Below are 20,493 nucleotides of genomic sequence, written 5' to 3' on the forward strand. Positions count from 1 at the left end.
TCAAATAAACATAGTCAATAGTTTTTTACAACTTATATCAAAGGCCTGCAGCTAAGGCCGGATAAGCTGGTGCCCTTCTCCCTTCTGACTGCGTCCGCCATGCCTCCAACCCCACCCCCTCTCGCCATCCGCCCCCTGGTCGATGCCGACCTGGCCGCATTGCTCGTGCTGTACACCCATCTGCACCCTGCAGACGATGACCGCCCGCCACAGCCGGAGGTTCAAGCCATCTGGCAAGGCTTGATGGCAGACCCCGGCCACGTGTACCTGGGCGGCTTTGTCGGCGCCCAATTAGTCAGCAGCTGTGTGCTGCTGGTGATCCCCAACCTCACGCGCGGCTGCCGGCCCTATGCCTTGATCGAGAACGTCGTGCCCCATGCCGACCACCGCCAGCGGGGCTATGGCCGAGCCCTGCTGCATGCAGCCCTGGCGCGTGCCTGGGGCAAGAACTGCTACAAGGCCATGCTGATGACAGGCAGCAAGGACGAGAGCACCTTGCGCTTTTATGCCGACGCAGGTTTTGACGGCCATGACAAGCAGGCCTTCGTTGCGCGCCCTCACGCATGAAACCCACAGCCCCCATCGTCCTGGCGGCTAAGGTGTTTGCGCTGGGCTTCATCGGCCTGACGGTGTACTGCTCGGCGGTCTACCTGCTGCTGCGTGATGTTGTCGGGCTGCGCATGGTGTTTGGCGGGCTCTACCGCATGTTCATGTACCACGCCAACCATCCCTTCCAGTACATCGCCCTCTTCTGCGCGGTGTTTGCAGCCGGCTTGGCCTTGGTCTTGGGCTGCTGGCCCAAGGCAAGACAATGGCCGGCCTGGGTGCTGACGACCTTGGTGCTGCTGCTCAGCTTGCTGCTGGGTTCCGCCTTGGGTGGCGCGCTGTGGTCGTTGCACGATATGCAGGCGGGCTATTTCCCACCGGGCGATCGGCTGTGGCAGCATCTGTGGTGGGGCGTGGAGAGCGGCCTGTATGTGGGCTGGCTGGTGCTGCTGCTGTCGCTGCCTTTCAATGTGCTCTGTCTGCCGGCGTTTTATGGGGCTGGCCGCTACGGGGTCAAGCAGTTTCATCGGCACAAGCCTTAGCAGCCTGTTCAACCGCGCACTGGCCATGCAGCCCCATCGCTGCGCAAGGAGCTTCCGAATCTTGAGGCCTGGCGCGGATACATAAAAAGGCGTGGCACCCTCGGGTCCACGCCTTTTGACTTTAGGCATCCCAACCGTGGCGGGCTGCCTTCCCCGCACTTACCAATTCACCCGCGCCGTCAAGGTCACGTTGCGCGCATCGCCATACAGGCAGACGCCGGTGCAGGCCGACAGGTAGGTCTTGTCGGCCAGGTTTTTCACATTCAGCGCAAACTGCCACTGCTGGTATTGGTAGCGCACAGCGGCATCCAGCAAGGTGTAGGTGGGCATGCGCATGCGGTCTATCTCCTGCCAGCCGACATGGCGCACACCGGCGCCCAGGCTCAGGCCCGGCAGCGCGTCAACGCGGTAATCGGCCCACAGCGATGCCATATTGCGCGGCACCGATACGGGGGTCGTGCCCTGGTTGCCGGTGCTGCTGCGCGTCACCTTGGCATCGGTGGTCGACAAGGCCACCACCACATCCCATTGGCGCTTGATCTGGGCGCGGCCCTCCAGCTCCAGACCACGTGATCGCACCTCGCCGGTCTGCTGCAAAAAGCCCACATGGTCCGGGTCGCTGGTCAGCACGTTCTGCTGCTTGATCTCATAGGCCGCCAAGGTGACCGAGGCATCCATGCCTTTGGGCTCGTACTTCAGGCCAATCTCATGCTGCTTGCCGGTGGTGGGCTTGAAGGTACGGCCATTGAAATCCATGCCCGACGAGGGCTGGAACGAGCGGCTGTAGCTGTAGTACGGCGACAGGCCGTTGTCCATTAAATACATCACTCCCACACGCGGCGTGAAGGCATGCGAGTTCTCCACGATGTCGTCCGATATCAAATCCGAGCGCGCCCGGTCATAGCGCCCACCCAGCATCAGCACCCAACGCTGGTCGTACTTGATCTGGTCCTGCACATAGACGCCCACCTGGCGCATGGCTTCCTTGGAATAGGCGGGGGCATTCAAGCTGGGCTGCGCACCGTAGACGGGGTTGAACACATCGATGGCCGGCATGCTGCCAAACTCCTGCCTGCGCGCAAAACGGGTCTGCGCCCAGTCCAGGCCCAGCAGCAAGGTGTGCTCAAAACGGCCATGGGCCAGCTGGCCGATCAGCTGGTTGTCCACGCCCCAGCCCCGGTCCTTGTCCAGCCGCGTCAAACCATAGCGGTCCACCATGCGGGGGTTGGCCGCGTCCACCCGGGCCTGCACGCCGGCATAGGCGTTGTCGGCTTTGTGGTCATAGGCCAGCAGGTTCTGCTTGAAGCGCCATTGCGCATTCAGCCGCTGCTCCAGCAGATAGCCCAAGGTCGCACCTTTCACATCAAAGTGGTCAAAACCGGGCTCGCCCAAAAACGTGCTGCGTCCAATGCGCCCATAGGGGTTGGGCAGCAGGCTGCCATCCAGCGGCTTGCCCACGTCGTAGTTGGCGCGGCTCTTGTTCAGATTGGCCAGCAGGGTCAGCTCGGTGTCGGGGGTCAGTTTCCAGTCGATGGCGGCCGACAGCGACAGGCGGTCATTGCGCATCTCGTCGATCATGCCGTCCGCATCGCGCGCCAGCGCGGTCAGTCGGTAGCGCATGCGGCCGTCCTCGGTCAGCTTGTCGCTCACATCGGCGGCGATCTGCTTCTTGTTCCAGCTGCCCAGCTGCAGCTCTACCTCGCGCAGTGGCTCATCGGTGGGGCGCTTGCTCACCAGGTTGAAGACGCCGCCCGGCGCCGCCTGCCCATACAGAATCGAGGCCGGGCCTTTGAGCACTTCCACCCGCTCATAGGCATAGGGTTCGACCGCCCCGCTCAGCGAGTTGATCGGAAAGCGCGCACCGTTCAGGTAGAGCGGCGCCGCCCCGGTCACGTTGAAACCGCGCACGGTAAAGCCCGTACCAACATGGCGCATCGCCCCGCCCTGCAGCGGCATGATGCTCGCCGAGTACTCCAGCGCCTGGTCCAGCGAATCAGCGCCCTGGGCCACAATCTGCTCGCGCGGCACCACGGTCACCGACATGGGGGTCTCCGACAGCGGCGTATCCGTCTTGGTCGCCGTGGCGCTGCGCCGGGCCACAAAGCCACCCACGGGGCCAGAGGCGCTCTCGCGCAGCGCATCGGCCTGCACCGTCACCGGCGCCAAGGTGGTCTCTGCGCCGGTCTGCGGCGCGGCTGCCTCGGCCGGTTTGATCACTAGAGCCCGCCCCTGGGGCACCACCACCAGGCCACTGCCCGCCAGCAACTGCGCCAGCGCCTGGCGCGGCGCCATGCTGCCAGACACCGCAGGCGCCTGCTTGCCCGCCACCACCGCCGGGGCATACAAGAGCTGCAGCCCCGTTTGCTGGGCCAAGGTATTGAGCGCCTGCCCCAGAGGCTGGGCCGCAATCGCCACCTGGGCCGGGGCATCCGCCTGGGCCTGCGCCCCAACCGGCATGGCGCCAGCCACCAATAAAGACAAGGCCAAGGCCTGGGGAGCAAGAACACTGCGCGACTGCCGCATGGATGAGGTCTCCAAAATCACTACCCGGAAATAGGAAGCACTACAGATGGAGTCGCACGGGCGGGCAGAACCCTCAGGTCGGTTGCAAAAATATTTGGATTATTTTTGGAGGGCGGTGGTGCTGGGGTGACGGGATGGAGCGCAGCTTGCACCGGGGTGCAAGCAATGGCCAGCGCAGAGAAATCGTCCGTTTCACTACAACCCTCAGCGCCGGCGGCTTTGTGGACACCCGCCTAGGTGCCCACAAAGCATTCAATCTCACAGAGACACCATCGCCGGCGCGGGGCGATCCGTACACACCCTCGTACTGCACAACCAAGTTTGCGTTAGCGGAACCGGCGACGCCAGGCCCATAGTCCAAACAGGGTAGATAGCAGCACCAACCCCAGTGGCGTGCTGGCAGGCACTGGTTTAGGAGCAGACACAGGCTGCTGGGCAGTGATCACGATAGTGAAGCTGGCCGTGTCAGGTATCCCTGCAGCATCAGTGACGGTCACCTCGAAGGTGTAGCTGCCCGTGGCCGTAGGCGTACCGGTGATAAGCCCATTGGCGTCCAAGCTCAGCCCCGGCGGAAGTTTGCTGGGGTCCGGCGTACTGAATGTGTAGGGCGTTGTACCGCCAGTAGCGGTGATCTGGTAGCTATATCCGCTGGACACAGAACCACCCATAGGATTGCCATCCAAATCGGGCGTTGCCATCTGGCCATAAATGCCCGAATACACTGTGGCGCCACCTGCGCTGGTGCTGATGCCGGTGGCAGGCTGACCCACGGCGGAACTGACCAGCGTTTGAGCGTTGGCGCTACCTAGTAGGCAGAGAGAACAAAGAGCGGCTTGCAGTGAAACGAGAGGTCTTGTGCTGTTCATTATCAGCCCCTCGCCTTATCGGTGCATGGCCGTAAAGCACACCACCTCACCACTGGTATTGCTACCTGCGCTGGGATTAAATGGGGTGTTCAGCGTATTTACTTCAAATTTGAATGAATTACTGCTAAGTGCATACGCTCTCGTGCGGTTATCTCCGGAATCTTGATTGGTTTTAACATTAACCAATACAACATAGTCTTCGCTAGCAAATGCAGGGGAAAGTGGGATTGTGTACTCTACCCAACCATTACTTCCCCTCATGCTATTGCTGGAGGTCACACTCCCAATGCCGCTGGCACCTTTTAACTCGATTTCACCTGATGCGCCTTGCTTTTGGCGCAGACAGCCGAATGCCATGCGGCTAACGCCTTGGGTCACACCATTGGTTCCGTTGCTGCCATTCGCTCCATTGGTTCCTGCTACACCTTGTGGGCCTTGGGGGCCTTGTTCACCTTGGGGGCCAGGGTCTCCTTGTGCCCCTCGTTCACCTTGCGGCCCTGCACCTGCGGCAGTACAACCCCAAGAGCTACCGTTATAGCCCAGCACTTCGCCGCTGGTGCAGCTGATTCCGATCTTGGCTGCGGTGACGCTGCCATCAGCGATGCTCAGGGCGTAGGGAGCACTGGCCAGCGCAATGCGAGGGCTGGCTTCAGCTCCACCATTGACAGCCACAGCAAGGTACAGCGCTTGGTTCAATGGGGGCAGCGCAGTACCACTGCCAAGTGCTACCGAGAACGCGCCTTGCGACACATTAACGCCTGACAATGTTTCGTTCCACACCGCGCTACCGCCACTGGGGGCGTCGTAAAGACTCAAGACCAAGGTGGCCGATCCATTCATGGGCTGACCACTGGCATCAAGCAGATGACCTTGATAGCTGATTGTCCTAGGCACATCGGCTAGCGCTGAGGGGCTGGCTGCCAGTCCAAGACTGAGCGTCAATACTGCTGCCGAAACGGCTTTCAGAATTCTAGACGCGGAATATTGGTGTTGACGCAGTGATTTCATTTACTGACCCTCTTGGATGCACCTGTTTAAATGCGCAAGTGTAGGAATTAAATTTTATTTATACCATCCCTAGAAATAGTGAATTCAAGTCTATTCGCGCAAATTGAAAGATGACTTTCCAGGCCATAGATCCGACCATAGGAACACGAATAGCTTCGCCAAAATCAAGGAAAAAACTAATTGAACGGAATTCAGAAATAATTTTGCCTATCATTAGAAGTTTTATCGTAAATAAAAGCTCCGCACTGGATGCATTCGCTTCAGCCCATTAATTGATCTCAATGGATAATCAATACGGCGGCCAGATGTTATTTAAAAAAATCAGGAAAATGCCCCACCAGCCGCTGCAGCGCGCGGGATGAATACAGATTCAGCAAATGAGACTCCGCTCTTGAAACATGACAGCGTGGCCACTCCCACCTCAATAGCAGCCCCCAGCTCGGCCAAGAATCCGAGTGGCGAGCGAGATGGAAAATGCACGAGGGTAAGAAGGTCAACCAGTAGCACTTTGGGACGAAGTGCCACATCGGTGCTGATAGCAATTCAGGCTTGGTGCATACCGACGTCCCAACGCCAGGCAACGAGGCTGACTTATCGCATGCGCACAAGCTGCTGGCTAGGAGATTACGCCTTTGACAGCAGCGGCTATAACGGTGTGGGCAAGCGGGCGGAGGCGGAAAACGGGAAAAAGCCGTAAATACGGTTTGAAATCTGTCGGCAAAGCTGCGTAATAGCCGGCAAATCGGCATCGAGCTAACTGGCCGGTCTGAATTCAGTGGTTCTGCAGACCTTGCCTAACCAATATGTAGACATGGTGTTCGATGAACGAGGCACCCCGTCCCTTCGCAAGCGGGAACTCACTGCCGATGTGACTCAGGATATTCGCGGCGAGCGTGTCATCGGTGTCGGCGATGATCTCGGCATTGAGTTCGTCATCACCTAACGACGACATTTGTGATTCATGGTCCAAATCTAGACTGAGTGCAGCCCAGGGCCAGAAGACTGTGAGTTGCAATCTCCGCAGACTTCCGCAAGCGGCCAAGTTGTCTGCCCAATTCCATGTTTAGCTAGCGAGGCCTAATGCCATGAACCTCATTCTTGAAAGGTCCGACCGAGTGCCCTTCTACACGGACATGCGTCTGATTTTTGAAGCGACAGGCTTACGTTCCGCTGATTTTGATTGGTACGTCAGCGATATCGATACCAATAGCGGCAGCGCCCAGTTCTCAGACCAAGACAGGTGGCTTGCCGGGGTAGAACTGGAAAGCTTTTTGGCCAGCCATACTGTTCAGTTCATCTGGGCGGTGTTTAGCGCCTTTCCGGTTGGTTACCGCCGCCATATCGAGCAAGCCCCGTATGTGGATGGCAACCCGCTGTATTGGCAAGGGGTCGAGGTAGCGCCGCAGCTGGAGAATGCTTTGTTCGAGATTGTCTGCTGGGACAGCAGCGCAACCCTCTTGATTGGCCTTCCGCAAGAGGCTGAAGAGCGGTTCACGCGCATCTATCCGGAAACACGTGACCTGCGCATCGCTTCCCAACAGCGGCCGTCAAATATCTAGCCTTTAACTGCTCCGGGCAATCACATGCTTAACGACAAACACGATCTGTTGGTTCACTACGATGAGGAATCGCAGAAGCTCATCCTTTACTCCGTCAGAACTGCAGAGACGTCTGAGCTGCGCAAAAAAGAATTTGATGGGGTCGCTCCGGAAGTCGAGTACTTCCAATCCATGCCTGCCGAAGAGGCTGAAATGAAGTTAGGGCGTCTTGTCTTCTCATTGCTGGATCTCGGAGCATCTCGCAAGATTGGCATCCGAGACTACGAGACCGAGGCCGATGCTGCGCAGGCGCGCTTCGTGGAAGAGCTCGAAGAGCAAGTCAAGACCAACGACCCGGATGCGCAATACCAGCTGTTCATGCACTTGCATTCATGCGCAATGGCCAACTACTCCTTAGCGGATCTTTCAAGAGCAGAGTCCCTGTTGCTAGCGGCCGTTGCACAAGGGCATGAGGGAGCACTATCCAGCTTGGAAAATTGGCCCATTCTGAAGGCCATGGCGGAAAAGCGGATCAAACGTGGGCCCGAGGCCTAGCCATTCGTTGCCCCAAATCAGCTACAGAGCGCCCGCTTTAGGCTGTTAGCCAACAATTGGCACCTTTGCTTAACGCCTCAATGGCGGATGCACCAGCAAACCAGCGGCTTCAGACCTGCCCCAACCCTTCGCAAGCGCTCAGGACTCGCGTTCTCCCCAGTTCCCGCTCGTGATCGGGCGGGTCAGCTGGTCAATCTTGGCATCAATCAACGACAGCCGTGCTCTGGCATGCGCATCGTCTTGGGCGGCTTGCATCAATAGCTCGGCGCCCTCCGCCTTCAACGCCTTTAAATACGAGTCCGGCGTTCCACCCTCTTCAGCAGAATCTGACATGCTTGCCTCCCGCGTCTCTTGATCCACAATCGTAACTGTCCTGCAACAAAATACAAGCATTAAGCATACAAAAATAAGTTAAATCAATAACTTATTTCAATTTCGATTGCTCGACAATCGCTGCCATTTGTCCGGTCGGATTCATTTGCTTGCGCAACAATCTACGTGGTTCTAAGGCGGATCTGTAGGCATCTGCTTGCAATGGAATGGAGGCCACTCTGGCCCCTGCAGCGGCACGCAAGCTGGAGGATGTACCAAAGCGTGGCATCCCGAGCCATGTAAACAGGAGACCTTCCATGCCCGACGACAAAACCAAGCCCGGTGGGCAGGACCGCAGTCGCATCAACGTGAACGAAGACTACGAACTGCGAGACTGGTCGAAGAAGTTCAGCGTCAGTCCCGATCAGCTAAAGGCGGCCGTGAAGGCCGTAGGCACAAGTGCTTCGGCGGTTGAGCAGCACCTGAAGCAGTCCAAAAACTCATGACAACTGGAGCTACGCAATGACCCAAGCCAAAGAATATGCATCGCCTGCCGCTGAGGCGAGCGACATTGAGCAGCAACATGGCCACGGCGGCAATATGCGCGATGCTGGCCCTGGCGCTGAACTGCCGCCAAACCAGGCAGACGACCCGCTGGGAAGCAGCGGGCACATCAAGCGTTTGGAAGAAGTTGCACCGGATGCATTGAAGGAGCAATCAGGCAGCCCTGGTGCAGATATGGACCGGCAAATGGGGAATCCCGATAACGCTTGAGCCCATGGTCGACGATGGGCTCCATGGTTTGGAACTGCAGGAACCAGTCCAAGGCAAGCAATCGCGTTTAGCTCCCAACACCATCCGTCGAGCAACTCACCGCCTCCCATTGCGCCAACCCTGCCCGCATGGCGCCCAACTTGCCCCGCACCAGCTCCAGCGCATCACTGCCCAGCAGTAAATGTGCGGGCGGCCGCTCGGCGGCGGTGGCGATGCGCAGCATCACGGCGGCTGCCTTGGCAGGGTCGCCCAGCTGCTTGCCGCTGACGGCTTGGCGGCGCGCTCGCACCGGGTCAAACAGCGCGTCATAGTCGCCGATGCTGCGCGGTGCGCGCACCATCGAGCGGCCGGCCCAGTCCGTCCGGAATGAGCCTGGCGCAACGGCGGTCACGTCGATGCCCAGCTCCGCCACTTCCTTGCCCAGCGCTTCAGAGATCCCTTCCAGCGCAAACTTGCTGCCGCAGTAGTAGGCAATGCCCGGCATGGTGATAAAGCCGCCCATCGACGTGATGTTGAGAATGCGCCCACGGCGGCGGGCACGCATAAAGGGGAGAAAGGCCTTGATGACGGCGACTGCGCCGAAGACGTTGACATCGAATTGCCGGCGCATGTCCTCCAGCGGGCTTTCTTCCAGGATGCCTTCGTAGCCGTAGCCGGCGTTGTTGACGATGACGTTCACCGGCCCGATTGCCTTTTCCACGTCCTGGGCCACCTGCTCGACCGCCGCGTGGTCGGTCACATCCAGCTGCCGGGCTATCGCTTGGCTGGGGTGCATGGCCTGGAATGCCTGCGCGTCGTCGGCGCTGCGAACGGTTCCGATGACGCGGTGCCCTGCTGCCAGCGCCGCCTGGGAAAGCGCCCGGCCAAAGCCGCTGCTGACGCCGGTGATAAAGAAAGTTTGAGGGGATGAATCGCGCATGCTTGCTCCTGAAGGTACGAGGCCAAATGGTAGGCAAGCACGCGGCATCCAGAAATGGCGTACGCTATCCGGTCATTGCCTATTCCTACACGACGATGACTTCCACCCCCAGGCACCGCATGGCCGCCCAGCTGTCCAACTTGGCGATCAATGAGGGCTATACCCTGAGCCCGCTGCCCGGCGTGTGCTGGCTGCGCAGCAACCGCCCGCTGGACGTTACGCCGGTGCTGTACGAGCCGGGCATCGTCATCGTCTGCCAGGGGCGCAAGCGCGGTTGGCTGGGCGACCAGGAGTTTGTCTACGACGAGCAGCATGTGCTGGCCGTCGCCGTGCCTGTGCCCTTTGTCATGCAGACCGAAGCCAGCGCTGAGCGCCCCTTGCTGGCCATCTACCTGCGCCTGGATATGCAGCTGGCTGCCGACATCGCCATCCAGGTGGACGAGCAGCTGCCCCATGCAACGCCGACCACGCCGATCAGGTCGATCAGGTCGATCAGGCCGTCCAGCCTGGTGTCCTCCAAGATGAATGCAGCCCTCGCCGACGCAGTCACCCGCTTCTTGCAGGCCATGTCCCACCCGCTGGAAGCCCAGGTGCTCGGCCCCTCCATCCTGCGAGAGATCTACTTCCGCGTACTGACCGGTGAGCAAGGCGAAACCCTGCGTGCTTCACTCGCCGCGCAGGGCCGCTTCGGCCAAGTCGGTCGCGCCATTCAGCGCATCCATCGCGAGCACGCCAACCCGCTGACCGTGGCTATGCTGGCCAGCGAAGCGGGCTTGGGTGCAGCGGCCTTCCACAACCACTTCAAGTCCGTGACCCGCGTATCGCCGATGCAGTACCTCAAGTCCATCCGCCTGCACCAAGGGCGCTTGCTGATGATGCGGCGCGGCATGACCGCCGCCGCTGCGGCATCGGCTGTGGGGTACGAGAGCCCCTCCCAGTTCAGCCGGGAGTTCAAGCGCCTGTTCGGGCTACCACCGCAGGCGGAGGTGGAACGTATCAAGCTTGCATTCGCGCTCCCACCGCTGCCGGATGGGCCTTTTGTGAGTTCTCACTAGTTGCCCTTGATCGATGAATGGCAGCCCAGCACCTCTATCGCTGAAAATAATCACCGTTCGATTCAACCCGCCCCGCCTCATGAGGTGCCAGCATGAAAAAACTACCTGACAATTTTCCGTTTCTCCAGGACATGTACGCCGATAGCTACTTCCCCAAGGACCTCGTCGACAAGCTGCGCGATGCCATTCAGGAAGCCGCGCTTTTCATCGGCCAAGGCGGCCATTCGCTGGATGCGGTCCAGTCCCAGCTCGATCTGATGACCGAGAAGATCAACGATCTTCAGGCTGAATTTGAAGACCGGGGGAGCGAGATTGAGACCGCCGCCAGAGACTCGATTGGCACGACGGTCGAGGCCATGCTGAGCTTCTTGGAGGTGGACATTGATACCGAAGAAGCCATTCGTGCCCGGGACTGGTAAGCGGGGCTGATCCTGTCTTTCCAGCGGCAAGCCCAAAGCGGCCGTTGCATTCCATCGTTGAGCGCCTATTCCCGCCCGCACCGGGCCATCCACCTGTGAAAAGCAGATTTACTCGTTTCATACAGAAGCTTTCGACTCGGGTCACACCTGGGGGGATGGTCGCAATCGCTTTTGGATTGGTCATTGGCGGCTCGTACCTGCTCAGCTACCTCCTTCCCGCCCCAAGAGATGAGGTTCAAGCGTGCAGGGAACAGTGCAAACCCAAGCAGGGAAATTGGGTAGACGACAAGAACTACCCCATGTCGACCAGGGGGGGATACCGACAAATCTGCCAATGCTCTTGATATCGCTTGCTGAGGCCCTGTCTCTCGGGCAACCCGCCAATACGCCACCACTTCGATGGCAGTTCAGCACCGATCAAAGTAGCCTCGCCCTCCTCCACCTCAACGCGCCTTCACAATCTCCGTCACCCCACCTGCCGTCTTCAGCCGCACCGGCAACAGCAGCGGCAGCGCCTGGGCAAAGCTGCTAGCCTCGCGCAAATCAAAGCTGCCCCCTACTCGCATGGCGGCGACGGCCGGGTCACGCACTACCAGGCCGGTATCGCCATAGCGCTCAAACTCGGCCAGTGCCTGCGCCAGCGGTGCGTCCTGAAAATTCACCCGCCCTTTGCGCCAGGCGGCTACATTACCCACCGGCAAGGCCTGCGGCGCCTCCAGGCTGCCCTCGGCCTGCGCAGTGACCCGCTGGCCGGCGACCAGATCCACCGCTGCCGCCCCGGCCAGGGTCTGGCCCGCATTGCCATCGTCTCCCACCTGCGCCACCCGCACCCGGCCCGATTCCACCTCGACCACCGTCTGGCCCGCATCCAGCCCCGCCCGGGTATGCCGTACGGAAAACTTCGTGCCCAGCACCGTCACCTTGGTGTGGCCTGCCAGCACCTCAAAGGGGCGCTGTGCATCGGGCTTGGCATGGAACAGCGCCTGGCCTTCCACCAAGTTCACCTCGCGCCGGCCGCGGAACAGCTGCACCTGCGCCTGCGATACGGCATCCAGCAGCATCTGCGATCCATCGGGCAGCCGCACCTGCAGCGGCTGGCCGCGCTGGGTGGCGTAGTGCTCGCTGAACAGTGGTTGGCTGCGCCAGTACGACCAGCCCAGCCAGCCGCCGCCCACCAGCGCCAGCACGGCAGCGGCCATACCCAGGTTGGGCAGCCAGGGGCTGGCAGACCAGCGGCTTGCGCGGGGGCGTTGCGCGGCGGCGGGATGGGGCCGGGCCGCAGTTGTATAGGGTTCTGCGGGTTGTACGGATGGTTCGGTAGCCGCCTGCAGCTGTTCTTTCTCACGCTCTAGTCCAGCCCGCAGTGCATGCTGCAGCGCCTGGGGCATCGCGCGCAGCCGGCTGTGGCTGTGCTCCAGCGCAGCCAGCGCCTGCGCATGGGCGGGGTCGGCCGCCAGCCAAGCGGCCAGCGCGGCGGCCTGCTCGGCAGACAAGGGCTGGCCACTGCTGCGCCGCGTGGCCCACAAGGCGGCTTCCCATGCCAGCGCATCCTGCCCCGGCGCCAACGCGCCTGGCGCGCCCAATGCAGCCTCATCGGCAGCATCCTGGCGGTCAGCATCGGTGGTGATCGGGCGGGGCAAGGTCATCGCTGGGGGTTGTCGTCGTGCCGGCATCAAGGCTGCGGGCGGGTGGCATGCGGGGCGGTATTGGCTGGCTGGGGCGGCCCGCCTTGCTGCAGCAGCTCGCAAGCACGGCAGGCCAGGCGGCCACGGGCAATATGCTTTTCCACCATGCTCAGCGATATGCCCATGCGCTGTGCGATCTGGGCATAGGGCAGGTCGTCAAAGACATGCAGCATAAACGCTTCACGGCAGCGCAGCGGCAAGGCCTCGATAGCAGAGGCATAGGCGGCCATTGCCTGCGCGCTGGACAGAACGGCGTCGGGCTCCTCATGCGCGGGGCCCGGGGGCTGGGCCATTTCGTCAAGCGCGTGCAGATCTTCATGCGTGCGCAGCTGGGCGCGCCGGTACTGGTCCACCATCACATGGCGCGCCGTTTGGTAGAGCAGCGCGCGCGGCTCGGCAATCGGCGCGCGCGCCTGCTCCATCGCCAGCACCCGGGCGTAGCTCTCCTGCACGATGTCGGCAGCCGCATCGTGGTCGCGCACCTGGCGCAAACAGAAGTTCAGCAGTTCTCGGTAGTAGTGGAGGAACACGGGGCAAGGGCCCAACAAAGCCGATGGATGGCGCGATGCAATAACGCGAATGAATCGCATTATCCATAGATTGACTGCTGTTTACATATAATAAGAACCATTCTCATTGCGTCCATCCAACACACCATGCAGCCAGGCACCGGCATTCCGCACTCACCCTCCGTTGATCCGGTGCAGGCCCTGTACGAGGCGCACCACAGCTGGCTGGTGGCCCGGCTGCGGCGCAAGCTGGGCTGCGCCTGGGATGCGGCGGATTTGGCGCAGAACACCTTTGTGCGCGTGCTGGGCACCCAGCGCCAGCAACTGCAAGAGCTGCTGGAGCCTCGCGCCTACCTCACCACGATTGCGCAGCGTCTGCTGTCCAACCATCTGCGGCGCCGGCAGATTGAGCGCGCCTACCTGGATGCGCTGGCCCTGCTGCCCGAGCCCGTGGCCCCGCCGCCTGATGCGCAGCTGATGGTGCTGGAGACCCTGGTGGCGATTGACCGCCTGCTGGGCGGCCTGCCCGTCGTCGCCCGCAAGGCCTTTTTGCTGTGGCGGCTGGAGGATTTGACGCAGGAAGAGATTGCCCAGCAGCTGGGCATATCGCGCACCAGCGTGCGCCGCCACCTGGCCGCAGCGGCAGAGCGCTGCTATTTTGCGGACCAGGCCTGAGATGGGCACCCCCGACCACCTGCCCGGCGCGCTGCCGCTGGGCGCACAAGCTATGCCAGCTGCCATGCCATCCACCATCCCCCCAGCCGTGGCCCAAGCCGCCGTGCGCTGGCTGCTGGATCTGGAGCCTGGCGACAGCGTCATCGCCCGCCGCAAGCGCCAGCAATGGCAAAGCTGGTTGGATGCCGACCCGCTGCATGCCCAGGCCTGGCAGCGCATCGCCCAGGTCGATGGCCAGTTGCGCGGCGTGCCCACGGCGGTGGCAGTGCAGACTTTGGCATCGCCCGCCTTGTCGCGCCGCCATGCGGTGCGCCTGGCCGTGATGATCGGCGCCGGTGCCGGCGGCTTGCTGGCTCTGGGCCAAAGCCCGCTGGGCCAGCAGGCCTGGCTCAGCGCCAGCGCTGATCTGTCGACCGACACTGGCGAACAGCAGCGCACGGTGCTGGCCGATGGCACGCGTCTGCTGCTCAACACCGCTACCGCCGTGGACCTGCGCTACAGCAGCAGCGAGCGCCTGATCGTGCTGCGCGCTGGTGAGATCCAGATTGAAAGCGCTGCCGACCCCAGCCCTGATCCCGCCACTGGCCAGGCCCGCCCTTTGCGCGTGCGCAGCAGCCAAGGCTGGGCGCGGGCCATTGGCACCCGCTTTACCGTGCGCCAATATGCGGACGACACCCTGGTGCAGGTGCAAGAAGGCCAGGTAGAACTGCAGCTGCGCAACGACATGAGCCAGACCCTGCGCCTGGCGGCCGGCGAGCAAGGCCGCATTGCCGCACAGCAACTGCTGCGCGAGGCCGCCGCCCCCGCGGCCGACCTGGCCTGGACCCAGGGCATGTTGGTGGCCGACGATATGCGCCTGGGCGACTTTATTGCCGAACTGGCCCGCTACCGCCCGGGCCGCCTGCACTGCACGCCCGAGGCCGCAGCGCTGCGCGTATCGGGCAGCTACCCCTTGGCGGATACCGACAAGGTGTTAGCAGCGCTCAGCCGTGCCTTGCCCGTGCGCATCAGCAGCCGCACGCGCTGGTGGGTGACGGTCGAGAAAAGTTAGCTCTCTTACCCAGCCATCGCGCATTCCAAAAAAAAGGTGGCCAATTGGCCCAACCCGCGTGTCAAGTCCTGCAGAAGTGCCGCAAAACCCTTTGCGGCGCGCTGCAACCAGCTTGTACCAACCGGGACTCTCCGCATGCTCCGCCCTCGTTTCTCCGCCCCCGCCACGCCCCGTGGCACCGCGCTCTCCGCCCATCTGCTCTGCCTTGGCCTGGCCACCTGCGCCAGCCTGGCGGCATTGCCGCACAGCGCGCAGGCCCAGCCATCTGTTAGCGCATCCTCCAGCGCTCCAGCCGCCCGCAGCTACTCCATCCCTGCCGGCCCACTGGCCGCAGCGCTCAACCGCCTGGGGCAAGAATCGGGCACCCTGATCTCCTTCGCGCCCGATACCGTTGCCGGCCTGCAAAGCCCCGGCGTGCAAGGCGCCGCCGATGTGGGCCAGGCGCTCAGCAGCCTGCTGGCCGGCTTGCCGCTGCAGGCCCAGCGCGATGCCAGTGGCAGCTATGTGGTGCGCCGCGTGGCACAGGCCACCGCACTGGCTGCAGCGGCCGCAAGCGCGGCAGACGGCGCGCCCAGCATCACGCTGCCCGAGCTGCGCGTCACCGCCCAGGCCGAGCGCAGCGCTACCACCGAAGGCACCGGCAACTACACCATCCGCAGCACCGCCGCGGCTACCGGCCTGCAGCTGTCGCCGCGCGAAACGCCACAATCCGTCAGCGTGCTCACGCGCCAGCAGATTGAGGACCAGGGCATCACCAGCCTGGGCGAGGCCGCGCGCCACATCACCGGCATCTCGGCCATCAGCTCCGACAGCGACCGCACCGATCTAGATGCGCGCGGCTTCTACATCGACAACTACCAGCACGACGGCGTGCCCACCTTTGTCGCCAATGACTTTTTTGGCGCCTCGATGCTCGACCCCATCCTGTACGACCGCATCGAGGTGGTGCGCGGCGCCACGGGCTTGATGACCGGTGCCGGCAACCCCGGCGCCTCGGTCAACCTGGTGCGCAAGCGTGCCAGCAGCAAAACCTTCACCGGCTCGGCCACGGTCAGCCTGGGCTCCTGGAACGAGCGCCGCGCCACCCTGGACCTGAGCACCCCCTTGACCGACGACGGCCGCATCCGCGCCCGCGTGGCTGCAATGGCCGACGAGCGCGACTCGCACCTGGACCGCTACCACACCCGCAACCGTGCGCTGTTGGCCACGGTCGAAGCCGATCTGACCCCCGACACCACCGCCTGGTTCGGGCTGGAGCACCAGGCCAAGCGCCCCACCGGCGTGACCTGGGGCGGCCTACCCATGGTCTACCAGGATGGCAGCGCCGCGCACTGGCCGCGTTCCTTCAGCATTGGCGCCGATTGGACCGAGTGGAACACCACCAGCAACACCACCTATGCCGGGTTGGAGCACCGCTTTGACAATGGCTGGTCCATCAAGGCCAATGCCAGCCGGCTGGATGCGGACTACACCTCCAAGCTCTTCTACCTGCTGAACGAGCCCGACAAGAACACCGGTCTGGGCCTGGGCCCCTACCCCAACTACTCGCGCCAAAGCTTTGCGCAAAACAGCGGCAGCCTGCAGGCCACCGGGCCGTTTGATTTGCTGGGCCGCAAGCATGAGGCGGTTGTGGGCCTGACCGGCAGCCAGTCCAACTACACCTATGGCAACCATGCCTACACCGCCACCCCGGTGGGCAATATCTTTGAATGGGATGGCTCCTACCCCGAGCCCGTTTGGGGCGTCTTCCGCCCGCTGGGCGATGACCGCACGCGCCAGACCGCCGTCTACGGCGCGCTGCGCCTGTCGCTGGCCGATGACCTCAAGCTCATCATCGGCGGGCGCGAAACCCGCTGGCAAAGCCAGAGCCTGACGGAGACGCGCAAGCACAATGTCTTCACGCCCTACGCCGGTCTGCTATACGACCTCAACGCCACCTACACCGTCTACGCCAGCTATACCGATATCTTCCAGCCGCAGAACTACCAGGACACGCAAGGCCGCTACCTGGACCCAGTCACTGGCAAGTCGTACGAGGCCGGCATCAAGGCCGCCTACCTCGATGGCAAGGTCAACGCCTCGCTGGCCGTGTTCCGCATCGCCCAGGACAATGTCGCCGTGCAAGATGGCGACAACATGATTGGCGGCACCGGCAACCCGGCGTACCGGGGCGAGAAAGGCGTGACCAGCAAGGGCTTTGAGGCCGAGGTCTCCGGCGAGCTGGCCCGGGGCTGGCAGCTGATTGCCGGCTTTGCCCGCGCCGATGCCCGCGCTGCCGACGGCTCGCGTCTGCAATCGCAGCGCCCCAACAACATGGCCCACCTCTACACCACCTACCGCCTGCCGGGCAACTGGAGCGCGCTCAAGGTCGGCGGCGGCCTTACCTGGCGCGGCGGCACCTATGCCACCGCCACCACGTCCACCGATGTGGAAGCGCGCCGCGACCAGGGCTCCATCTCCCTCGCCAGCCTGATGGCCAACTACGACATCTCGCGCCAACTGTCCGTGCAGCTCAATGTCAACAACCTGTTTGACAAGACCTACTTCGACTTTGCCGGCAGCCAGATCTACTACGGCGCGCCACGCAAGTTCACGTTGACGGCGAAGTACGAATTTTAAAGCCGAGCGCCCACAAAAAAGCCCGCTGGATAAGCAGCAGGCTCGTCACATGGGGAAGTTCTGCATTCACAGTCCACCCATTCAAGGGGCTAAGACAGCCCCTGAGACTGGGCGTCCCCGACTGGGCGTCCCCGACTGGGCGTCCCCGACTGGGCGTCCCCGATAAGGCGCCGGGCCGCAGGCAGTACTGAAAGTACGACAAGGCCCGGTAACACCGTATCAGGGGTTGTGAGCCCCGCCCGGATCAGATCCAGGGGACGCCGTAGTATTCATTGACCTTTCGGCCATACGCATCGTCATATTCCTGCGTGGTTTCACGCGCATAACGCGGCGCACCTTCCAGCTGTTCCTTGGTCAGCGACACCACATAGCCGCCCAAACCGGTGTCGTACTTCAGCGTTTCCCAGGGCAGCGGGTATACATCGGTACCCATGCCCAGAAAGCCACCAAACTCCATCACGGCGTAACGGACCTTGCCGGTCAGCTTGTCCAGCAGCAGGCTTTCCACCGAACCCAGTTTGTCGCCATTGGGGTTGTAGACCTTGGTGCCTTGCACCTTGTCTGAAGAGATCACGCTCGATGCAGTATTAATCGTGTTCATAGGTTTCTCCTGTGTTGGAAAGCGGGATTGCAAAGAGGCCAAGTGGTCATCGCGTTTGCGCCATGTCTCGGCCTTGGATTCAATGCTAAAGACCAGCGCCAGCGGCCCGGGTAGTCATCGCCGTCCGATGACCGTAGGACGGGCCGCACCGGTTTTGCAGGACGAGAAAATGCCCTTACGGCGCCCGCCACTACCGCAGGCCCATTGCTTGCACCGCGCTCCCTGGCGCAGACACCGTTCAGAACACAAGGCGTCCTTTGCAGGTGCCGCTACGTTACTTCAGCGCAAAGGCGGCACAAGGAATCGTGCGAACGCCGCAGCGGCCCACTGCGCCAGGGTTGGCGGAAAGTGCTTGAGAACGCATCGGTCCAACGACCTGTCTGCGCCAGACTGGCGCCAGCGAATGCTGATGCAATCGCCAGGCAAATCTCGCGCACGGCTGCACAAACGCGGTAACCACAGACGCCTGCTGCGCAGCATGGCGCTACGGATGCTCTGCAAAACCCTCGCCTAATGGGATGGACGCGGATCGGGATGAGGCGCAAGGCGTCTTTTGCAGTCAATAGCCGTAGCTATTGACAAGGAAGACAACGCAGCGGATCGCCCGAGGCCGCGTTCAGACCGAGGCAGGGAGTTTTGCAGAGCATCCCTAACGCCAGCGCATTTACTGGCGTTACCAACGATGACAACACGCAAAACGGCTATACCTTTGCAGGTGGTTTTGGCATAGCGGGCGATGGCCACGCCGAGTCAACCGACAACGGAGCAACGTGGCATATGCAAGAGGGGACCCCTGCCTTTCGCATGACCGTCGTGCCTTTTGAGGACGTCGTAGTACCGCCCGAAGCACTCACGCCTACTCCTGGGCCAAGCCTGGGTGCTGTAGGCCTTGTCTCTCTGGTCAGTGTGATCGGCATTTTGGGCCTGCGCCGCACGCGCAAATCAGCATAAGCAACCACGGCAACGCCCCTTGCCTTGGTTGGAGCAGGGGCTAATGCGATTCCATTGGGCTTGCGTTGTGCAAAAGCCTTAAGTGAACTGACCGCCGTTTCCGCAGCAAAAGCGTTTGATGGGTTGGTGACAGTGCTGATCGATGTACTTCCCATCTGGAGCGCACCGCAAGTCATCAACGCTTGAATCCACAAGGGCAGCCAATTGGCCGCCCTTGTGGATTTCAGAACGACGAAGCGCTTTAAAACGGTACAAAGACCGCTATCAGCAAAAACACCAGCACCACCGCGCCAATGATGGCAAAACGCTTGTTGGCGAATCGCCCAGCGCGGGTGTGGGAATTGGTGGGCTTGGTAGGTTTGAGGTCTGGTGGGTTCATACCTGAGAATCTAGCTATCCGCTTGGCGCGCGCGCGTCAGACAAAGTACAGACTGCATGACAGCCCGCAACAGCGGGCTTGTCTGCCAGAGCCGCAGCATCGGCTGCCTAAAGAGGAATACAGAATGCGTGGTTGGATGATGGTGGCAGCACTGCTGGTAGGCTTGGCACAAGGGAGCGGGGCTTCTGAGGCAGCCGCCGTAGATGCACTGCCCCAACGCAGCGAACGCACTGGCGCATCGCACCAGGATGCCGACCAGCCCTTGGAACGCGAACGGGAACGGTCGCAAGATCAGGGCCAGGAAGAGAGACAAGAACAGAACCGCAGCGCCCCCCCCCGACGCATACTGGCGGACCCCGCCACCAGTTCGAGCAGCACGTCCGCCCCCGCGCAGCCGGTCTTTATCATCAGCTGCAATGCCAGCGGTTGCAATGACAACCAGGGCAACTTCCTCACCCGCTCCGGGCCCCAGCGCCTGGTGGGGCCCAAGGGCATCAGTTGCCAGCTGATGGGCGGCAACTGGCAGTGCAGCCCCGGCTCACTCCCCTGATTCGCAACGCCAGACAAAAGGGCTGGGGCGAGCAGCTAGAGGGTCCACTGCAATGCCTGACCAATCTTCCTTCGCTCGGAACAGTGCTTGGCTCAGGTTGCGCTGTGCACCGCGACCAAGGCGGCATTGAAAGCGGTTCTTTGCCGCAAGTCTAGATGCTTGTCCGCCAGTATGGCTTTGGCCATCGCCAACTTCTGCAATCCGTAGAAGGATGCCTCCAAGAGGCCATGTGCAGGGGTTGCGAATACACAAGGTGCTGCTCCCGCCTCGCATGGTGCAGATACCCTGATCCAACCTTGGAATGTTGGCAAAACCGAGAGGGCTGGCAGCACGTCATCGACCACGCGATCTTGGGGGCTAATTTGCAAAGAGGTACTACGGCAGCAGCAGGTACAAATAGAGCATCGAGTCGACTA

At 61.8% G+C, this 20,493-nt stretch carries 23 protein-coding genes and 1 pseudogene; 15 read left to right on the top strand and 9 right to left on the bottom strand.

From position 1 onward, the window contains the following. The first annotated feature begins 99 nt into the window (after positions 1-99). Positions 100-567: a GNAT family N-acetyltransferase gene (locus tag EDF71_RS05890; RefSeq protein WP_133855664.1), complete on the top strand. Its 468-nt coding sequence runs from the start codon at positions 100-102 to the stop codon at positions 565-567. Further along, positions 564-1,088 (top strand): hypothetical protein, encoded by a 525-nt coding sequence (locus tag EDF71_RS05895; RefSeq protein WP_133855665.1) that lies wholly within the window; start codon positions 564-566, stop codon positions 1,086-1,088. The genes EDF71_RS05890 and EDF71_RS05895 overlap by 4 nt, the downstream gene beginning before the upstream one ends. A gap of 159 nt (positions 1,089-1,247) precedes the next feature. On the opposite strand, the gene EDF71_RS05900 is transcribed toward EDF71_RS05895, so the two are convergent. The 3 genes from EDF71_RS05900 to EDF71_RS25260 form a co-directional block, all read right to left on the bottom strand. Then, positions 1,248-3,611, bottom strand: coding sequence for a TonB-dependent siderophore receptor (locus tag EDF71_RS05900; protein ID WP_133855666.1), 2,364 nt, complete (start codon positions 3,609-3,611; stop codon positions 1,248-1,250). Positions 3,612-3,937: 326 nt separating this feature from the next. Continuing rightward, on the bottom strand, positions 3,938-4,477 hold the full coding sequence (locus EDF71_RS05905; protein ID WP_133855667.1) for an Ig domain-containing protein: 540 nt from the start codon (positions 4,475-4,477) through the stop codon (positions 3,938-3,940). Between the two features lie 15 nt (positions 4,478-4,492). After that, positions 4,493-5,485 (bottom strand): collagen-like protein, encoded by a 993-nt coding sequence (locus EDF71_RS25260; protein ID WP_208300996.1) that lies wholly within the window; start codon positions 5,483-5,485, stop codon positions 4,493-4,495. 418 nt (positions 5,486-5,903) lie between these two features. On the opposite strand from EDF71_RS25260, the pseudogene EDF71_RS25365 reads away from it, so the two are divergent. The 4 genes and pseudogenes from EDF71_RS25365 to EDF71_RS05920 form a co-directional block, all read left to right on the top strand. Then, a pseudogene (locus EDF71_RS25365) lies at positions 5,904-6,100 on the top strand (transposase); the annotation flags it as partial. Positions 6,101-6,296: 196 nt separating this feature from the next. After that, complete coding sequence (locus tag EDF71_RS25540; protein ID WP_279586278.1) at positions 6,297-6,428, top strand: hypothetical protein; 132 nt, start codon at positions 6,297-6,299, stop codon at positions 6,426-6,428. A gap of 142 nt (positions 6,429-6,570) precedes the next feature. Then, the gene (locus EDF71_RS05915) at positions 6,571-7,044 is read left to right on the top strand and encodes a hypothetical protein (RefSeq protein WP_133855668.1); all 474 of its coding nucleotides are present in this window, start codon (positions 6,571-6,573) and stop codon (positions 7,042-7,044) included. A gap of 24 nt (positions 7,045-7,068) precedes the next feature. Next, positions 7,069-7,578, top strand: a complete 510-nt coding sequence (locus tag EDF71_RS05920) for a hypothetical protein (RefSeq protein WP_133855669.1) — start codon at positions 7,069-7,071, stop codon at positions 7,576-7,578. Between the two features lie 138 nt (positions 7,579-7,716). On the opposite strand, the gene EDF71_RS05925 is transcribed toward EDF71_RS05920, so the two are convergent. Next, positions 7,717-7,911: a hypothetical protein gene (locus EDF71_RS05925; protein WP_133855670.1), complete on the bottom strand. Its 195-nt coding sequence runs from the start codon at positions 7,909-7,911 to the stop codon at positions 7,717-7,719. Between the two features lie 296 nt (positions 7,912-8,207). Between EDF71_RS05925 and EDF71_RS05930 the strand changes: the two genes are divergently transcribed. Both EDF71_RS05930 and EDF71_RS05935 read left to right on the top strand, forming a co-directional pair. Beyond that, positions 8,208-8,396, top strand: coding sequence for a DUF3606 domain-containing protein (locus EDF71_RS05930; protein WP_133855671.1), 189 nt, complete (start codon positions 8,208-8,210; stop codon positions 8,394-8,396). A gap of 16 nt (positions 8,397-8,412) precedes the next feature. Next, on the top strand, positions 8,413-8,664 hold the full coding sequence (locus EDF71_RS05935) for a hypothetical protein (protein WP_133855672.1): 252 nt from the start codon (positions 8,413-8,415) through the stop codon (positions 8,662-8,664). A 67-nt stretch (positions 8,665-8,731) separates the two neighbouring features. Here the strand turns inward: EDF71_RS05935 and EDF71_RS05940 are convergent, their stop codons facing one another. Then, positions 8,732-9,583 carry an oxidoreductase gene (locus EDF71_RS05940; RefSeq protein WP_133855673.1) on the bottom strand — a complete coding sequence of 284 codons (852 nt, stop codon included), beginning with the start codon at positions 9,581-9,583 and terminating at the stop codon, positions 8,732-8,734. A gap of 95 nt (positions 9,584-9,678) precedes the next feature. Between EDF71_RS05940 and EDF71_RS05945 the strand changes: the two genes are divergently transcribed. Both EDF71_RS05945 and EDF71_RS05950 read left to right on the top strand, forming a co-directional pair. After that, positions 9,679-10,638, top strand: a complete 960-nt coding sequence (locus EDF71_RS05945; protein ID WP_243854190.1) for an AraC family transcriptional regulator — start codon at positions 9,679-9,681, stop codon at positions 10,636-10,638. A 92-nt stretch (positions 10,639-10,730) separates the two neighbouring features. Next, the gene (locus EDF71_RS05950; RefSeq protein ID WP_133855674.1) at positions 10,731-11,057 is read left to right on the top strand and encodes a DUF5713 family protein; all 327 of its coding nucleotides are present in this window, start codon (positions 10,731-10,733) and stop codon (positions 11,055-11,057) included. A 443-nt stretch (positions 11,058-11,500) separates the two neighbouring features. On the opposite strand, the gene EDF71_RS25545 is transcribed toward EDF71_RS05950, so the two are convergent. Both EDF71_RS25545 and EDF71_RS05960 read right to left on the bottom strand, forming a co-directional pair. After that, positions 11,501-12,703, bottom strand: coding sequence for a FecR domain-containing protein (locus EDF71_RS25545; RefSeq protein WP_133855675.1), 1,203 nt, complete (start codon positions 12,701-12,703; stop codon positions 11,501-11,503). Between the two features lie 26 nt (positions 12,704-12,729). Then, a complete protein-coding gene (locus tag EDF71_RS05960; protein WP_208300997.1) occupies positions 12,730-13,272 on the bottom strand; it encodes an RNA polymerase sigma factor in 543 nt (180 codons plus the stop codon). A 126-nt stretch (positions 13,273-13,398) separates the two neighbouring features. On the opposite strand from EDF71_RS05960, the gene EDF71_RS05965 reads away from it, so the two are divergent. From EDF71_RS05965 to EDF71_RS05975, 3 genes are all read left to right on the top strand, one after another. Beyond that, positions 13,399-13,926 carry a sigma-70 family RNA polymerase sigma factor gene (locus tag EDF71_RS05965; RefSeq protein ID WP_133855677.1) on the top strand — a complete coding sequence of 176 codons (528 nt, stop codon included), beginning with the start codon at positions 13,399-13,401 and terminating at the stop codon, positions 13,924-13,926. 1 nt (position 13,927) lies between these two features. Next, positions 13,928-14,977, top strand: coding sequence for a FecR domain-containing protein (locus EDF71_RS05970; protein ID WP_133855678.1), 1,050 nt, complete (start codon positions 13,928-13,930; stop codon positions 14,975-14,977). A 135-nt stretch (positions 14,978-15,112) separates the two neighbouring features. Continuing rightward, entirely contained in the window at positions 15,113-17,596 is a 2,484-nt protein-coding gene (locus EDF71_RS05975) for a TonB-dependent receptor (protein ID WP_133855679.1), read from the top strand. A gap of 244 nt (positions 17,597-17,840) precedes the next feature. Here EDF71_RS05975 and EDF71_RS05980 read toward each other — a convergent pair whose 3' ends face one another. Continuing rightward, positions 17,841-18,197, bottom strand: coding sequence for a PRC-barrel domain-containing protein (locus tag EDF71_RS05980; RefSeq protein WP_133855680.1), 357 nt, complete (start codon positions 18,195-18,197; stop codon positions 17,841-17,843). 636 nt (positions 18,198-18,833) lie between these two features. Between EDF71_RS05980 and EDF71_RS05985 the strand changes: the two genes are divergently transcribed. After that, the gene (locus EDF71_RS05985; protein WP_133855681.1) at positions 18,834-19,148 is read left to right on the top strand and encodes a hypothetical protein; all 315 of its coding nucleotides are present in this window, start codon (positions 18,834-18,836) and stop codon (positions 19,146-19,148) included. Between the two features lie 241 nt (positions 19,149-19,389). Here EDF71_RS05985 and EDF71_RS24940 read toward each other — a convergent pair whose 3' ends face one another. Continuing rightward, a complete protein-coding gene (locus EDF71_RS24940; RefSeq protein ID WP_166656460.1) occupies positions 19,390-19,527 on the bottom strand; it encodes a hypothetical protein in 138 nt (45 codons plus the stop codon). A 124-nt stretch (positions 19,528-19,651) separates the two neighbouring features. Here EDF71_RS24940 and EDF71_RS05990 point away from each other — a divergent pair, with 124 nt between their 5' ends. Next, positions 19,652-20,077 (top strand): hypothetical protein, encoded by a 426-nt coding sequence (locus EDF71_RS05990; RefSeq protein ID WP_133855682.1) that lies wholly within the window; start codon positions 19,652-19,654, stop codon positions 20,075-20,077. Positions 20,078-20,493 lie beyond the last annotated feature (416 nt).

It is taken from the genome of Comamonas sp. JUb58, from assembly GCF_004364775.1.
In the GTDB taxonomy this organism is placed as follows: Bacteria; Pseudomonadota; Gammaproteobacteria; order Burkholderiales; family Burkholderiaceae_C; genus Comamonas.

Excerpts from the sequence above, each read along its gene's own strand:
- EDF71_RS05925 (WP_133855670.1), bottom strand. The coding sequence starts at position 7,911 with ATGTCAGATTCTGCTGAAGAGGGTGGAACGCCGGACTCGTATTTAAAG.
- EDF71_RS05905 (WP_133855667.1), bottom strand. The coding sequence starts at position 4,477 with ATGAACAGCACAAGACCTCTCGTTTCACTGCAAGCCGCTCTTTGTTCT.
- EDF71_RS05930 (WP_133855671.1), top strand. The coding sequence starts at position 8,208 with ATGCCCGACGACAAAACCAAGCCCGGTGGGCAGGACCGCAGTCGCATC.
- EDF71_RS05975 (WP_133855679.1), top strand. The coding sequence starts at position 15,113 with ATGCTCCGCCCTCGTTTCTCCGCCCCCGCCACGCCCCGTGGCACCGCG.
- EDF71_RS24940 (WP_166656460.1), bottom strand. The coding sequence starts at position 19,527 with ATGAACCCACCAGACCTCAAACCTACCAAGCCCACCAATTCCCACACC.
- EDF71_RS05895 (WP_133855665.1), top strand. The coding sequence starts at position 564 with ATGAAACCCACAGCCCCCATCGTCCTGGCGGCTAAGGTGTTTGCGCTG.
- EDF71_RS25260 (WP_208300996.1), bottom strand. The coding sequence starts at position 5,485 with ATGAAATCACTGCGTCAACACCAATATTCCGCGTCTAGAATTCTGAAA.
- EDF71_RS05970 (WP_133855678.1), top strand. The coding sequence starts at position 13,928 with ATGGGCACCCCCGACCACCTGCCCGGCGCGCTGCCGCTGGGCGCACAA.
- EDF71_RS05900 (WP_133855666.1), bottom strand. The coding sequence starts at position 3,611 with ATGCGGCAGTCGCGCAGTGTTCTTGCTCCCCAGGCCTTGGCCTTGTCT.
- EDF71_RS25540 (WP_279586278.1), top strand. The coding sequence starts at position 6,297 with ATGGTGTTCGATGAACGAGGCACCCCGTCCCTTCGCAAGCGGGAACTC.
- EDF71_RS25545 (WP_133855675.1), bottom strand. The coding sequence starts at position 12,703 with ATGACCTTGCCCCGCCCGATCACCACCGATGCTGACCGCCAGGATGCT.
- EDF71_RS05890 (WP_133855664.1), top strand. The coding sequence starts at position 100 with ATGCCTCCAACCCCACCCCCTCTCGCCATCCGCCCCCTGGTCGATGCC.
- EDF71_RS05980 (WP_133855680.1), bottom strand. The coding sequence starts at position 18,197 with ATGAACACGATTAATACTGCATCGAGCGTGATCTCTTCAGACAAGGTG.
- EDF71_RS05945 (WP_243854190.1), top strand. The coding sequence starts at position 9,679 with ATGACTTCCACCCCCAGGCACCGCATGGCCGCCCAGCTGTCCAACTTG.
- EDF71_RS05940 (WP_133855673.1), bottom strand. The coding sequence starts at position 9,583 with ATGCGCGATTCATCCCCTCAAACTTTCTTTATCACCGGCGTCAGCAGC.
- EDF71_RS05935 (WP_133855672.1), top strand. The coding sequence starts at position 8,413 with ATGACCCAAGCCAAAGAATATGCATCGCCTGCCGCTGAGGCGAGCGAC.
- EDF71_RS05950 (WP_133855674.1), top strand. The coding sequence starts at position 10,731 with ATGAAAAAACTACCTGACAATTTTCCGTTTCTCCAGGACATGTACGCC.
- EDF71_RS05990 (WP_133855682.1), top strand. The coding sequence starts at position 19,652 with ATGCGTGGTTGGATGATGGTGGCAGCACTGCTGGTAGGCTTGGCACAA.
- EDF71_RS05920 (WP_133855669.1), top strand. The coding sequence starts at position 7,069 with ATGCTTAACGACAAACACGATCTGTTGGTTCACTACGATGAGGAATCG.
- EDF71_RS05915 (WP_133855668.1), top strand. The coding sequence starts at position 6,571 with ATGAACCTCATTCTTGAAAGGTCCGACCGAGTGCCCTTCTACACGGAC.
- EDF71_RS05965 (WP_133855677.1), top strand. The coding sequence starts at position 13,399 with ATGCAGCCAGGCACCGGCATTCCGCACTCACCCTCCGTTGATCCGGTG.